At 42.0% G+C, this 14,804-nt stretch carries 12 protein-coding genes and 1 pseudogene; 12 read left to right on the top strand and 1 reads right to left on the bottom strand.

Going from position 1 to position 14,804, the window contains the following annotated elements; genetic code table 11:
• Window positions 1-68 precede the first annotated feature (68 nt).
• The 5 genes and pseudogenes from F6K49_RS08135 to F6K49_RS08115 all read left to right on the top strand — a co-directional run bounded on the left by F6K49_RS08135 (window position 69) and on the right by F6K49_RS08115 (window position 7,899).
• Window positions 69-791 (top strand): annotated as a pseudogene (locus tag F6K49_RS08135) (RNA-guided endonuclease TnpB family protein).
• Between the two features lie 97 nt (window positions 792-888).
• Window positions 889-2,358 carry a cysteine--tRNA ligase gene (gene cysS / locus F6K49_RS08130; RefSeq protein ID WP_293095699.1) on the top strand — a complete coding sequence of 490 codons (1,470 nt, stop codon included), beginning with the start codon at window positions 889-891 and terminating at the stop codon, window positions 2,356-2,358.
• Window positions 2,359-2,667: 309 nt separating this feature from the next.
• On the top strand, window positions 2,668-3,063 hold the full coding sequence (locus F6K49_RS08125; RefSeq protein WP_293095697.1) for a hypothetical protein: 396 nt from the start codon (window positions 2,668-2,670) through the stop codon (window positions 3,061-3,063).
• A 157-nt stretch (window positions 3,064-3,220) separates the two neighbouring features.
• Window positions 3,221-5,662 carry a hypothetical protein gene (locus tag F6K49_RS08120; RefSeq protein ID WP_293095695.1) on the top strand — a complete coding sequence of 814 codons (2,442 nt, stop codon included), beginning with the start codon at window positions 3,221-3,223 and terminating at the stop codon, window positions 5,660-5,662.
• 47 nt (window positions 5,663-5,709) lie between these two features.
• On the top strand, window positions 5,710-7,899 hold the full coding sequence (locus F6K49_RS08115) for a hypothetical protein (protein WP_293095693.1): 2,190 nt from the start codon (window positions 5,710-5,712) through the stop codon (window positions 7,897-7,899).
• 129 nt (window positions 7,900-8,028) lie between these two features.
• Here the strand turns inward: F6K49_RS08115 and F6K49_RS08110 are convergent, their stop codons facing one another.
• Complete coding sequence (locus F6K49_RS08110; RefSeq protein WP_293095691.1) at window positions 8,029-8,931, bottom strand: sulfotransferase domain-containing protein; 903 nt, start codon at window positions 8,929-8,931, stop codon at window positions 8,029-8,031.
• Between the two features lie 233 nt (window positions 8,932-9,164).
• On the opposite strand from F6K49_RS08110, the gene F6K49_RS08105 reads away from it, so the two are divergent.
• From F6K49_RS08105 to F6K49_RS08075, 7 genes are all read left to right on the top strand, one after another.
• Window positions 9,165-9,302, top strand: coding sequence for a hypothetical protein (locus F6K49_RS08105; protein WP_293018830.1), 138 nt, complete (start codon window positions 9,165-9,167; stop codon window positions 9,300-9,302).
• Complete coding sequence (locus tag F6K49_RS08100) at window positions 9,292-10,113, top strand: pentapeptide repeat-containing protein (protein WP_293018831.1); 822 nt, start codon at window positions 9,292-9,294, stop codon at window positions 10,111-10,113. The genes F6K49_RS08105 and F6K49_RS08100 overlap by 11 nt, the downstream gene beginning before the upstream one ends.
• A 741-nt stretch (window positions 10,114-10,854) precedes the next feature.
• Entirely contained in the window at window positions 10,855-11,103 is a 249-nt protein-coding gene (locus F6K49_RS08095) for a DUF4212 domain-containing protein (RefSeq protein ID WP_293018832.1), read from the top strand.
• 442 nt (window positions 11,104-11,545) lie between these two features.
• Window positions 11,546-13,237, top strand: a complete 1,692-nt coding sequence (locus F6K49_RS08090; protein WP_293095689.1) for a sodium:solute symporter family protein — start codon at window positions 11,546-11,548, stop codon at window positions 13,235-13,237.
• A gap of 76 nt (window positions 13,238-13,313) precedes the next feature.
• On the top strand, window positions 13,314-13,436 hold the full coding sequence (locus F6K49_RS08085; RefSeq protein ID WP_293018834.1) for a hypothetical protein: 123 nt from the start codon (window positions 13,314-13,316) through the stop codon (window positions 13,434-13,436).
• Between the two features lie 188 nt (window positions 13,437-13,624).
• Window positions 13,625-13,768 carry a hypothetical protein gene (locus F6K49_RS08080; RefSeq protein WP_293018835.1) on the top strand — a complete coding sequence of 48 codons (144 nt, stop codon included), beginning with the start codon at window positions 13,625-13,627 and terminating at the stop codon, window positions 13,766-13,768.
• Window positions 13,755-14,804: AI-2E family transporter (locus F6K49_RS08075; protein WP_293095687.1), on the top strand; the 1,050-nt coding region annotated here is incomplete at its 3' end. The genes F6K49_RS08080 and F6K49_RS08075, both read left to right, overlap by 14 nt.

Raw genomic sequence — 14,804 nt, 5'->3', positions numbered from 1 at the left:
TTAAAGAGTAAATAATGGTCGAAAAAGCTTACCGTTACCGTTTCTATCCAACCCCTGAACAGTAAACTCTGCTGAGGAGAACTCTAGGATGTGTAAGACTTGTTTACAACAAAGCTTTAGATGCTAGGACTTCAGGTTGGTACAAACGCTCCCGACGGATAAGCTACAAGGAAACTTCCTTAATGTTGACAGAATGGAAAAAAAAGGATGACTTGTTCTTTTTGAATGACGTTAGTTCTGTTCCTCTTAAAGGTTGCCAGGGTGCATGCACAAATCAAAGACGCTAGACGAGATTTTCCCCACAAGCTAACTACTCAACTGGTCAGAGAAAACCAATTGATTGCGTTTGAAGATTTGGCTGTGAAAAATCTGGTCAAAAATCACAAACTAGCTCAAGTTATCAGTGAGGCCAACTGGGCGGAAATAATTCGTCAGATTAAGTACAAGTCTCAATGGTATAATCGAGAAGCCATTGCCATTGATAAGTGGTTTCCTAGTAGCAAACTGTGTTCTGTGTGCCTAAATCGTTTTGAGTGTTTACCTTTGAATATTCGGGAATGGGATTGCCCATCCTGCAATGCTCACCACGTTCGCGTAGCGTAGCCCTTCGGGCTAATCGTGATATAAATGCATCAATTAACATTTTGGCGGCAGGACTTGCCGTGTCAGTCTGCTACGCGACCGTAAGACCCGTTCGCGTAGCGTCGCCTACGGCGAAAGAGAGTAAATCTCGGAAGGCTGGTGCGAAAAACTCCCCCAAGGGGAGAAGGAAACAGAAACCTAAGTCGTGAGTCTTAGGAATCCCTGGTTATAATCTTTGATATAACCAGGGAGGATGTCAATAGTATATCTATAGCCCACTGTTGGTGATTTTATCTTTTCTTTGTCATGACCCTACACCTTTACAATACCTTAACCCGCCGCAAGGAATCCTTTGAGCCATTGGAAACTGGTAAAGTCCGGATGTACTGCTGCGGCATTACGGCGTATGACTTTTGCCACTTGGGTCATGCTAGAACTTGTATTGTCTGGGATACTGCTCGTCGCTACTTACAATGGCGGGGCTATGATGTGAATTATGTCCAAAATTTTACAGATATTGATGATAAAATCCTGAACCGAGCGCGAAGGGAAGGCACCTCTATGGAGGCAGTATCTGAACGCTTCATTGATGCCTATTTTGAAGATATGGCAAGGCTGAATGTCCAAGAGGCTAATGCTTACCCCCGCGCGACTCATACCTTAGATGGAATCAAGCGACTGGTGTGTGAGTTGGAACAAAAGGGCTATGCTTACGAAGCGGATGGGGATGTGTACTATTCAGTGCGTCGGTTTGATGACTACGGCAAACTCTCTGGGCGCAAGTTAGAGGATTTGCAAGCAGGAGCCAGTGGACGGGTAGATGTAGCAGACTCCACTGAGCCTAAGAAGAAAGACCCGTTTGATTTTGCGCTTTGGAAAAGCGCTAAGCCAGAGGAACCCTCCTGGGAATCCCCTTGGGGAGCAGGTCGTCCAGGTTGGCATATTGAATGCTCGGCGATGGTGCGAGATATGCTAGGGGAAACCATTGATATTCATACTGGTGGCTCTGACTTAGTTTTCCCCCACCACGAAAATGAAATTGCTCAATCGGAAGCTGTAACTGGTAAAAGCCTAGCCCGTTATTGGTTACACAATGGTATGGTTAAGGTGGATGGAGAGAAAATGTCTAAGTCTCTAGGCAACTTTACTACTATCCGAGACTTACTCGACCGTCCCGTTGACCCGATGGCAGTGCGCTTATTTGTGTTAATGGCGCAATACCGTAAGCCAGTAGATTTTACTGATGATGCGATCGCATCTGCTACCAATGGCTGGCAAACTCTCAAAGAAGGCTTGCTTTTTGGCCGTAACTATGGTATACAATTAGGATGGCAAGACCAATCAGCCACACCCTCTAACTCCTTGCAGGTAAAAGAAACTATAGCGCAACAGTTTCAAGAAGCCGTAGATGACGACTTAAACTTTGCTGGAGGCTTAGCGGTATTGTTTGAAGTGGCCAAAGGGTTACGCCGGGAAGGCAATATCCTCGTACATCAGGGTAAAACAGAGACTCCTGCTTCAGAATTAGAGCAGCAATGGCGTAGTCTGGTGGAATTAGCCCAGGTGTTAGGATTAGAAGCACAACCGGAAGAAGAAACAGAAGTTTCTACGGATGGATTGAGTGATGGGGAAATTGAGGCACTGATTCAGCAACGGGCTGAAGCACGGAAAACCAAGAACTTTGAATTAAGCGATCGCATTCGCGATGACTTGCAAGCTCAAGGGATTACGTTGATTGACCAGGGTGGTGGCGTTACCACATGGCGTCGCAATTAAGGCTGAATTGTGAAAGCTGCAGCTCAATTGTGAAGGTATTGGCTGAATTGTGAAGACTGCGGGCGGAATTGTGAAGGGTTAATCTCCCATTTACACATAGGTCATCGACAATCTTGCTATGTCTTGATGCAGTCGCTTCTTAGCTCCCCTAGCACTACTATTTATGGTGCTGGGGTAGCGACTTACAGTTTATTTACATAATTTTACACAAATTTTACACACACTTTCTAAAAGTTGTGATAACATCCTAGCAGCAAAGGTTATTGTGAAATTCACAAAAAATTAAACCAACTGGTAACTACCATCACAATGAGCATGGACGTAATAACTGAAGCTATTATTGTTGCTCTGGCTAATCTGGGTAAGGATGTCATTAAAAACAGCTACAACGCCCTCAAATCTGCTATAAAGGAGAAATTTGGTTCTGACAGCGACGTTGTCAATGCAGTGGAAGGATTAGAGAAAAAGCCAGATTCTGAAGGTCGTAAAGTTACATTAAAAGAAGAAATTCAAAATTCCAAAGTTAATGAAGACCCTGAAATCCATCAATTAGCTCAAGATATACTCGATAAGGTTGAAGAAAAAGCACAAGCACAGCAAAACATTCATCAAACAATTAGTAATCCGAAAAATAGCTCAATTTCTGGTAGTGGAAATGCCTCGATTGGTAGCATTACAGAACATAACGTATCTGATAATCAATAAAGCAAATTAATTATTGAACAGTAGTCAAAATATTGGAAGTACAGGATCAACATTAGTCAATATAATACTATTAGAGTCAGACTAAATTGAGTAAGTAAATAAGTGAAGTTGGATCTAAAAACACCTGCTTTAGTTAATCAATAAAACTAGGGTTTTTATGTCAGATAGTAATGATATCCATCAAGATATTCGAGATCCTAAAAACGCGGCTATTGCGGCTACAGGTAATGCTGTTGTTTATAACTACTACTACTATTACTACAGATCCAACAATGTAGACGATAGACCCGTTGATGATGACGAAACTGTTACTAATGAAAATCTTTCTTGTCCTTATCGCGGGTTGTATAACTTTGCTCCAGATGATGACAAGTTTTTCTTTGGACGTGATGTTTTCATAGAAAAGCTTTTCCAAGAAACTCAAACCCGCAGCTTTATTCCTGTCCTAGGTCCCTCTGGAAGTGGTAAGTCTTCAGTGGTTTTGGCTGGATTAGTACCAAAACTTTTTAAAGAACAAGGTAATTGGAAATTCACTCACTTTCGCCCTAGTAGTGCTAATGATCCATTTTATGCCTTAGCTGAAGCACTGGTTCCACTGTATATGTCGGAGTTGGATTCTACAGACGAGATGACTCAAGCTAGTAAGTTAGCGGAATCTCTCAAAGCAAAATCCCTCAGTGGAAATGAAGAAGAGCTTTCTTTAGCGAAAGTGTATAGTAAAATCCAACGTAAACATCCAAACCATAAAATACTACTGATTGCCGATCAGTTTGAGGAGCTCTACACTGAATACTCTGACCCTGAATTACGCCGTCGTTTCTTGGATTGTTTACTAGCTAGCCTGCCATCTTCTTCCCAAGCCTCATCTTCCATAGTACTTGTGGCAACCATGCGAGCAGACTTCTTGGACAATGCCCTTTCTTATCGCCCCTTTGCCGATGTTTTGCAGAACGCAGATGTTAAACTCGGACCAATGAACCGCGAGGAACTCGAAGAGGTCATTGTCAAGCCAACAAAGACTCTGGGTGAAGACATAACATTTCAAGCTGGCTTAGTAGAACGAATTTTAAACGATGTAGAGGATGAAGCAGGAAACTTACCCTTGCTAGAATTTGCCCTAGAAAAATTATGGGAAAAGCGAGAAGGTAAGCAGTTGACTCACAAAGCCTACAAAGAAATTGGTGGCGTAAAAGGAGCTTTAAGCAAACACGCCAGTAAAAAATACAACGAGCTTACTCCAACTGAACAGAAACTAGCAAAACAAATCTTTATCCAACTCGTGCAACCGGGTAAAGGGACAAAAGATACACGACGGCTGGCGACCAAAACAGACTTGGGAGATGCTAAATGGTCATTGGTAAACAAACTAGCTAACCGTGATCATCGATTAGTTGTAACCAGTCGCAGAGCTGTAGCCAGTCAAGATACTGATAATCAAAAGAAAAGCCCAAGGCAGAATCTAGCTACTGACATACCCCCTGACAAGGGTGACAAGGTTGAAAGTGATGTGGTGGAAGTTGCCCATGAAGCATTAATTGAAAATTGGGAAGTACTCGAAGAATGGATTAGGGAAAGCCGTGAGTTTCGGATTTGGCAGGAACGACTACAAGCAAGTCTAGATCAATGGGAAGAAACTAAGGAAGATCCGGGAAGTTTACTTAAGGGAAAATTTCTAAACAAAGCCGAATACTATTTGAAGCAGAGGGCGTATGACTTTACTGAACCTCAAAAAGACTATATTAAAAAAAGCCAAAAAGCTCGTCAAAAAAGTATAATTAAAACGACAGTATTTGCCACTGCAAATGTGCTTTTAATTTTAACAATAATTGGTATAGCCTGGGATAGGTATAATCTAGCGAGTCAAAAGGCTGGCATCCGAAACCTTTCAGGAAATGGAGTAGTAGAGCCTAAAGATATACGAGCTGCACAAAGTATTTTACAAGATGCTGAGAGAGCCTCAAAAAACAACGTTAGAAACGCTCTTGCTGACTACAGACAAGTTAGTCTATATACAAACCTTTTAGAGAAGCGTTTAAACAACCAAGATAACCAAGATGACACTATAACACTTTCTCAAGAAGAGATTAAAAAATTAGAAAATATATCCAAGCAAGCAAAAGCCGGATTATATAAACTAATTGAAGCTGAACGATTGCCTGAACTAGAAGAACAATTAAAAGCTGATAATAGAATCGGTGAAAGAATAAGCAGAACTACTAGTAAAAGAGAAGAAAGATTTAGCCCTGGGGCTTTGCAAACTACTTATAAAATTCTGCATGATGATTTTGGTGTAGGTGCTGACCTTGATGGAAGTGGTGACTTACATAGTCAAACTGAGGCTGAATTGATTCCCTGTCCCCTACTACAGAAAATCGAAGAATTATGGAGACAAGAAACTGATTGTGGCTGGTATCATGACCCTCATCAAGACGTTTGGAAAAGAACATTTATTTATTATGATCCAAACTGCAAAGTACTACAAGAAGCTAAAGAAGGTGTAACTCTAACCAAGCATGTTTTTGAAGGTAGGATAGAATATGCAAGGAATAGGATAAAATTTTGTGTTATTAAGCCCAAACAGTTTAATCAAGACCTTTAAAAAAATAAGCAATAAGCTGTTTTTAATTTCCAATAAAAGAGTAAGTTATGTACAAGTTTTATTCAAAACTTAAATTTTATACAGCGATTGGCTTCATTGGTTTTTGTTTTATTACCTTTTTACCAAAAATCCTATCGCCACTATCCCTTGCTACCTCATTGATGAATAAGCAAACAGAGTCTTCTACACAATTACATGAATTATGCCATAAAGATCCTGGAGACGAAAAGTGCCCTAGAGCAGTTTTCATTTGGAAGATTCTGTGGGATATGAATAACGAAGAATTTTCTCCTGAACGTATTGCTTCTTATGTACGTTTTTTTGAAACGGATCCTCAGGATTCTAAACCTGATCATCAGGATTCAGAAGACGCGAAAAAAGGACAACTTATATACGATAACTATCGACTACAAATTCAAGGGTTTGATGAGAGTATTGGAGCACTGCTGAGATTTTCACGGACGAAAGAACAGCTTAGGAGTGAACCTAGTGAAATAGAGCTCCAACAATACTCTGAAAAGTACCTAATTAAGAGATACCTTGCTTCTGCTGGTTTTAGTGAAAGCACCGCTACATACAAATATCCTTGTACCGTTGTTGGCGAGTTGACTATTGGCTGGGATGAAAGGAATCCTGGTGAGCCCAATGATTCTTGTACTGTAAAATATAATCGAAATTTACATGTCGATACAGACTATAACTCAAGAAACCGAGCTACGCCACTAGGTTTAGATTCCAAGCAAGCAAATCTAGGTGGTGTACCAGTACTGCTTAGACATTATTGCAGTGTTCTGGCAACATCTACAGCTAGTAATAGTAATGCTTGGAGTATTCAAATCGGTGACATTCAAAACATTTCATATACTAATCTTTGCAATAAAGCAATTGAAGAATGTCAAGCAAAAGCAGGTGGTGAGTGTGTTATTGTTGAACATGGCTATTGGCGAACTTATCACCCCCAAGAGAAATTAAGAAAAGTTAGATTACTATTTCGCTGCAAGGATTCTGAACGTTACGACCAAATCATTGGAGCTAATGATGTTACACAGGAGTGGGAAAACCTAGATAAAAAGTTTCAGAAGAATTCCTCCTGTATTTTATCTGTTTACAATCGTGATGATGTTCTAATTAAATCAAATACCACTGGGCGTACTCTTATTCATACTGACGAAGACAACGCTCAAATCAAAATTACTATTCTGCTTGGTAAAGTAAGCATCAATCTACCTGGTGATCCAGATCAAGTGGGAACTGAACCTGGTTCTTCATCTCAAGCCAGAACTCTTGACATAGAAGCAGGAGAGCATTTTACTCTAGACTTATCAAGCTTCAAAGATTCTGAAAGACGCTTAAGTGATCAGGAAATAAAAGCAATTATAGAGTTGCCGGTTGTTCAAGCATTTTTAGAGGAAAAGAATTGGGAAGAACTCTATCAAGACGACCCAATTAAAGAGCAAATTAAAGGATTTAGGAATCAGCTTATTCCTCCCCCTCCTGGTGAACCCATTATCATTAAAGATGAAAATGGTTCAGAGATAGCAGAAGTAATACCACCTCCATCCTGTAACAAGAATAAAACATACCCAGCATTGGTTATGTTACCCTATGGTACTGGAACTCCCAAGGACTATTACAATCAAAGTGGAAGCTTTCACAAAAACTATCAAGCACGCACTACAAACTGTTTTTTCATTGTGTTACCCAATGTCACCGCTAATCCTGAAGATTACGAGAGCAGTGCAAAATTTTGTGCTGCGATTGCAAGATACGAAAATTTAGTCCGCAACAGTCTTGATAATGCGATCGCTAAAGAGAATATTAAAATTGATCAATCTCAGATTGCTCTAGCAGGCTCTTCATTCGGCGGCGATTTAAGTTGGGCTTTGAGCTTGAGAAATCCTAATCTATTTCGGGGAGCTGTGGTTATTAATAGTATAAGCTCTTACCGAGGAACTTGTGGAAATGAGTCAAGGGATTTTGCCTCACTTGACTCAAATCTAGAGCTGTTAAGGGAAAATAATGCTCGCTTCTCCATGCTTCTGAGCGAAGACCTAGATCACTATGGAAAAAATGAGAGTGGAAAAGGGGGGCGTCGTGCCATGCGTGAAGCTGTTCAATTACTAGATGATAACCGTATAACTCATCAGTTTGAACTTATACCTGGTGAAGAGCTTAATCCGAGTTCAATTAGGACAGAAAAAATGCTCGAAAGTGTAGATTATGTACTATTTAATTAAAACTAACAACTAACCCTTACTCCTATGCGTAATAATACTACTAGACTGGCACAGCTAAAATAGTGCCAGTCCACTACACCATATTTTAAAATATGAGATTCTCAATTCTTAATTCTTAATTCTTAATTCTTAATTCTTAATTCTTAATTCTACATTCTCATAGCTTAACTCAAAGTCAAATTCCAGACCAAATTGTGCCATTCTCGATTGATATAGAGCATCAAAAATACTAGTCTCTTCTGAAGAAAAGTGGTTTTTCCAATCTCCTACAATTCCTTTTCGCATATGTTTGGGGATACCTTCTCGCTGAGGCACCCAATCCAGATTAGCTTTGGGATTGATTGCCATTGCCGAAAAGTCACTGGCGGCAACCACAGTATCGAGTAAATTGGACGTTAAGGGAATATCTATAAAGCCAGCAACATCGGTAACGACTTGAGCTAAATTCTTTTTCATGTCTTCGTACTTGACAAACATGACATTATCTGAATGTTGGCTCGCTTTCCACCAGTCGAATACATGATCAAATATTGAGCCATAGGCAACCTTACCTTCACGATATAGCTGAATAAATTCGCTCCAACTCCCCTCGTATCCCATTTTGCTCAATGCATGATAATAATAGGATACAGCATTATCCTTAGGATTGCGAGCAACATAAATATACTTTGCTTTAGTTTCCCCAAACATTGGCATCAAAGACAACGGTAAATGAGTGTGAAAGTAACGGCGATCGCTAGGAGTTTTAATCAGATTCTCTAAACCTCCATAACGAGTTGCTGCACCTTCTAACCAAGGCACTGCTTCACTCAATACTTTGTCCCCTTGCTCTCCATTGTTAGCAAGCAAGTGAACAATCTGCTCCATCCACGTTGTCCCAGATTTAGGATAGGCTACAACAAACGTATCCCGATCCCCCACTCTAAAGTCTTTAAGGGCATCCATTTCCTTCTGGGTAATGAAAGCTGGAAAGACAATTAGACCTTCTGGATTCTTACCGTCTTTAACCAGTGCTTGCTTATAGTCTGCCATGGATTATACAAAAACAACAACAGGACTGACGCAAAGCCCCCTAAATCACCCAATTCTGGGGTACTTTAACATCATTACCCCCAATTTGTGGGGGTTAGGGGGGCAAAACTAACTCAACTTCGTAAGTCCTAAACTATAGTCAATAGTCGGCCTTTTCAGCAGCAAAAATCAAGGTTTAAAGCAAGTTTGATAAAACAGAGATAGCAAAAACTACGGCGTTGCTGAATCAAGCAATGAATCGGAGTAGAGTGGGCATCCTGCCCGCCCGACCAGATCTCGAACGGGCAAGATGCCCATTCTACAAAACCCTTAAAATCATTCCATTATTCAGCAACGCCAAAACTACCATAGCTCACATCAATGAAACTTAGACAATCGTTTATCTTGGGAATTTCCTTGGGATTGGTTGCCCTTTTGGGAATTACTTGGCTGATTATGAATCGAGACAATCCTCTCGACCAGTTACGGGAAACAAAAAATTGTCAAAACTGTAATTTAGCAGGGCTAGAACTTTCCAGAGAGGATTTAAAAGGAGCGAATCTGGAAAAGGCTAATTTAGAAGGGGCTAACTTAGCGGGAGCTAATCTAGAAAAAGCGAATTTGGTAGGGGTCAACTTAGAAGGGGCTAACCTAGAAAATGCTAACCTGAAAAAAGCTAATCTCAGTGGGGCTAATCTCCGTAGAGCTAACCTGAAAAAAGCTGACCTTTTTTGGAGCAACCTAACAGAAGCTAACTTAGAACAAGGTAATCTGCAAGAAGCAAACTTATCACATCTTTCCGCCAAAACAATTAAGCTCGAAAGAGCTAACCTCAGGGAAGCTAATTTATCAAAAGCCAATCTAGTCGGGATTAATCTTAGTGGAGTTAACCTAGAGAAAGCGAATCTCCAAGAAGCAAATCTGGCTTATCTGAATACAAGTGCTTCATTGCCAATCGATCACTATTTAATAAGTGCCAATCTCAGGGGGGCTAACTTGATGGGAGCGAATCTTGAACAGGCTGACTTGAGGGGAATTGACCTCTCCGATGCCAACCTCTCCGACGCTAGCCTCAAGGGAGCAAAACTAGACTATACCTTGGAGCTTACTGATTGGGGTTCTCCCAACAAAGTTTACCGTGCCAACCTCAAGGGGGCTAACTTAAGCAATACCATCATGCCCGATGGTAGTATCCATCAATAGGGATACTCTTATATCAATTCAGGTTGAATACCTATAATTACAGGGAGGGTGGGGAGATGGGGAGATGGGGAGATGGGGAGATGGGGAGGTTGAATTTTAGCGATCGCTTTTGCTGATCAACTTACGATTTATTTTATCGAAACTTAACATAATCTGGCTCTAAGCTTTACATTTCTTGACGAAATAATATTCACAATTCATTTAATATTTCTTTAAACAACGGGAAAAGCGGTCTGGGGCAGTGGCAAATTGCACAGATGTGATTAGCCTATGCTGGTGCCTATCGCCCAATGCCATGCCCTAAAGACACCAGTAAATCCCCATAATTGTTTAGTTTTATTAAGAAAACCCCGAAAAGACGGTTTTTGTTCACCTTTGGTGTAGCCTATCCCTAAGCTCTCGCAAATTTTCTGTATATATTAGCACATTTTGAAATACCGATACGCCATGTTAAGGCAATTGTAAGCATATGGGCTACGCGCACGCTGCGCTAACAGCCGTCAGCCGTCAGCCGTCAGCTTAAAACAAACTATCTAGCTGACGACTTCAACGGACTCAAAGCCAAAGACTATGAATTCCTCGCTCAGGCGAGGGAACTAACGTGTAAGTTGATAGCTGATAGCTGATAGCTGATAGCTGATAGCTGATAGCTGATAGCTGACGGGCAATTATTGGTGGTTGCTCTATATCCAGAAACTAGTCAAACGCAAATCGTACATTTAGTGCATTACTAATAAAACTATGAACCAGAACAAGCGTCAGGCATACTGGCGTGCCAACATTGCATTAATTCGGAATCTCCTAATTGTTTGGGCATTCGTATCCGTTTTATGCAGCATTCTGCTAGTAACATTACTAAACAATGTCAGTGTAGGGAATATTCCCCTAGGCTTCTGGATGGCACAACAAGGTAGTATTTTTACCTTTGTCGTCCTAATTTTTATCTACGCTATACAGATGGATAAAATTGACCGTAAATACAAAAAGTAATGTTTACTATTGGCAACTAAATTGGGAAATAAATGGCTTTGCTTAACTAAGAGGTTGTCTGAGAAGTCTCATTTGCTACATCCAAGCCCCCGTGGGTCCCCCAATTCTGGGGGACTTTTACAAGCAAATTGACTCTTCCCCCAAAGTTGGGGGGTTAGGGGGGCAAAATTCAGTATAAAAAACTTTTCAGATATCCTCTAAGGTATAAGATCAATTATAGTTGTTTATAGTTAGCAATTAGCACTGAAAATTCAGTAATTGTCATAGGGTAATTCTATAGTATAAAAAAAAAATACCGTTTTTTAATTACTAACAATCCCTATATGGGGTTTCTCATAGTAATGATGTACATAGGATTTTTTCCCGATTCCCGATTCCCGATTCCCGATTCCCGATTCCCTGCGCGCAGCGCTATAGCAATTATTTAGACAAAGAAATATCTATGACAGTTGAAGCTTGGACCAGTGTATTGGTCATTATTTCGTTTATTCTCTACCTTTACATTGGTTGGCGCTCTCGGGTGCGCGATAGTAAAGGGTTTTTCGTAGCAGATCAAGGTGTTCCCGCTGTTGCTAATGGTGCTGCTACAGCGGCGGATTGGATGTCTGCTGCTTCCTTTATCTCTATGGCAGGGCTAATCTCTTTCTTAGGATATGATGGCTCAATTTACCTAATGGGTTGGACAGGGGGATATGTGCTACTAGCGCTATTGTTAGCCCCTTACCTGCGGAAGTTTGGAAAATACACAGTACCCGACTTTGTGGGAGACCGCTATTACTCGAATATTGCTCGGTTGGTAGCAGTAGTTGCTGCTATTTTTGTCTCCTTAACCTATGTCGCAGGACAGATGCGAGGGGTAGGTATTGTATTTAGTCGCTTTCTGCAAGTGGATATCGTTCAGGGTGTAGTGATTGGCATGGTAATTGTGGCATTTTTTGCCGTCCTGGGGGGGATGAAAGGAATTACCTGGACTCAAGTCACCCAGTATGGCGTGTTGATTGTGGCTTACCTGATTCCAGCGATTGCGATCGCAACTCTACTGACCGACAACCCCATTCCCCAGCTAGGATTCACCTTCAGTGACATTATCCCCAAACTCAATCAAATTCAGGTAGATCTGGGTTTCCAGGAATACACTAAACCCTTTGCCAACAAGTCCATGGTGGATGTCTTATTTATCACCATCGCCTTGATGGTCGGTACCGCTGGACTTCCCCATGTGATCGTACGCTTTTACACCGTACCCAATGCTAGAGCTGCTCGTTATTCCGCTGGCTGGGCCCTATTATTCATTGCCATACTCTACACCACAGCTCCCGCCGTTGCTGCCTTTGCCCGCTATAACCTGATTGATAGCCTCCATAACCATACCATTGAGGAAGTGCGTCAGCTCGACTGGGCAACGAAATGGGAAAATACTGGTTTATTGGCGTTTGACGATAAAAACGGCAATGGCAAGATTGAGCTCAAACCGGACAAAGACACCAATGAAATAAAGATTGACCGAGATATCATCGTACTCTCCACACCAGAGGTAGCCAAACTTGCTCCCTGGGTGATTGCCCTAGTAGCAGCAGGAGGACTAGCCGCCGCTCTATCCACTGCATCAGGATTACTGCTAGTGATTTCTAGCTCAATCGCCCACGATGTCTACTACCGCATCATTAATCCTAGGGCGTCAGAGTCTCAACGATTGATGGTAGGTCGAATTATGGTAATTGCTGCCATTGCCATTGCCGGTTACTTTGGTATCAATCCCCCTGGATTTGTAGCCCAAGTAGTAGCCTTTGCCTTTGGTTTAGCCGCTGCCAGCTTTTTCCCAGTGATTCTGTTAGGGGTATTTGATAAGCGAACCAACCGAGAAGGGGCAATTGCTGGCATGGTGGTAGGGTTAATTTTTACCACCGTTTACATCATTGGGGTGAAGTTCTATAGTATGACACCCTGGTTTTTCGGTATTTCCCCTGAGGGGATTGGTACCGTAGGGATGGTGCTTAATTTCATCGTGACTGTAGTGGTTTCTCGCCTGACACCCCCACCTCCAGCAGAAATTCAGGAGATGGTGGAAATGTTGCGAACACCCGGTGATGCTCCTCCAGCCCTTGATGATCTCGGTGAAGAAGAGTTGGATTGATCAAGGTTGAAGGTTGAAGGTTGAAGGTTGAAGGTTGAAGGTTGAAGGTTGAAGGTTGAAGGTTGAAGGTTGAAGGTTGAAGGTTGAAGGTTATGGGGTTGAAGGTTATGGGGTTGAAGGTTATGGGGTTGAAGGTTATGGGGTTGAAGGTTATGGGGTTGAAGGTTATGGGGTTGTTCGCCAAAGGCGTCCGGTATAGGGCAGGTTATTGGTCTTCCATAGCTCGATTTTAGGACAACTGTACAAGGAGTACTTACCTAAGGAGATAGGGAGATTTCCCCTCACCGCGATAGTTGAAACTAAACTAGCGCTTACTCAATACCATCTAACCGTCTAACCTACCCTTCACCGAACGCCTTTGGCGAACAACCGTCTAACCTTGGCCTATTGGCCACGCTTCGCGAACAACCGTCTAACCTTAAACCATCTAACCCTCAACCGTACCTGCAACCTTCAACTAATTCAGCTGTTTTCTCTGTAGACTATTTGCAGGCACTCAACATGCAAATGGAAGTCTATGCTACGCCTTAAAATCTCCTTAGCTAACTTACTGCTTATTGTTGCTACTGGCTTGACAATCGTCCTGCTATGGCAACTGAGAGCTTTGCTAGTAGTACTGATGATTGCAGTAGTGCTCGCATCTACTCTAGCACCAATAATTGATAGTGCTGAAAAGTTAAGGATTCCCCGCTGGCTAGCGGTTATTCTGGTTTATTTAGGCTTAATCGCTGGTTTGACAGGGATCGGCTTAGTGATTGGACCAACAGTAGCTCAGCAAATTCAGCGTTTATTTCGGAAACTGCCAACGTATTTGGAGGTTTTAACCTCTTTGTTAGATGCTTTAGCGATTCGCCTAGGGATGACTGAACTAGCTCTGAGTAAAATGTTTGATGCTGGCACCGTTACCTCTTGGGTGATTCGTTCCTCTCAGCAGTTGCTAGTGCAGTCCTATGGATTGACACGGAATCTTATTGCTGGAGTGTTTACCGTAATTCTGGCAACACTGCTGTCTGGTTATATGTTAGCTGGCTCTGAACAATTGATTAAAGGGGGGGTAAGTTTGTTTCCTAAACCCTGGGATGAAAAATTGGCAGCCCAGGTCAAGCCAGTCAGCCAACGGATGGGGGGTTACATCCAGGGGCGAGTGGTGGTTTCAGGAATTTTAGGCATGGCGATTACTGTTGGTTTAAAATTTTTGGGACTATCAGAGTTTGCCTTGGGTTTGGGTGTGATTGCTGGGGTGACCAATTTGATTCCCTTCTTTGGTCCGGTCTTGGGAGCAATTCCAGCATTGATTGTGGCAATTGCTCAAGGGGGATGGACTTTCTTGTGGGTATTGCTGCTATTTGTGATTATTCAGAATCTGGAAACCTACATTCTTGACCCCCTACTGGTGGGGTCTTCTGTGAGAGTTCACCCTTTATATCAGTTGTTGGCAGTGCTAGGTGGTGCAAAGGTTTTGGGGATTCTTGGTGCTTTGATTGTTCCGCCTTGGGTAGCTGGTGCAGCTCTGGTACTAGAAAATTTGTACTTGAAGCCGAAACTGGAGGCGGAACAAAATGCTGCT

Source organism: Moorena sp. SIO3I6 (assembly GCF_010672095.1).
This window is presented reverse-complemented; position numbering and strand designations above follow the sequence as displayed.

Coding starts and splice junctions, on each gene's coding strand:
- cysS (WP_293095699.1), top strand. CDS start 889: ATGACCCTACACCTTTACAATACCTTAACCCGCCGCAAGGAATCCTTT.
- F6K49_RS08125 (WP_293095697.1), top strand. CDS start 2,668: ATGAGCATGGACGTAATAACTGAAGCTATTATTGTTGCTCTGGCTAAT.
- F6K49_RS08120 (WP_293095695.1), top strand. CDS start 3,221: ATGTCAGATAGTAATGATATCCATCAAGATATTCGAGATCCTAAAAAC.
- F6K49_RS08115 (WP_293095693.1), top strand. CDS start 5,710: ATGTACAAGTTTTATTCAAAACTTAAATTTTATACAGCGATTGGCTTC.
- F6K49_RS08110 (WP_293095691.1), bottom strand. CDS start 8,931: ATGGCAGACTATAAGCAAGCACTGGTTAAAGACGGTAAGAATCCAGAA.
- F6K49_RS08105 (WP_293018830.1), top strand. CDS start 9,165: ATGAATCGGAGTAGAGTGGGCATCCTGCCCGCCCGACCAGATCTCGAA.
- F6K49_RS08100 (WP_293018831.1), top strand. CDS start 9,292: ATGAAACTTAGACAATCGTTTATCTTGGGAATTTCCTTGGGATTGGTT.
- F6K49_RS08095 (WP_293018832.1), top strand. CDS start 10,855: ATGAACCAGAACAAGCGTCAGGCATACTGGCGTGCCAACATTGCATTA.
- F6K49_RS08090 (WP_293095689.1), top strand. CDS start 11,546: ATGACAGTTGAAGCTTGGACCAGTGTATTGGTCATTATTTCGTTTATT.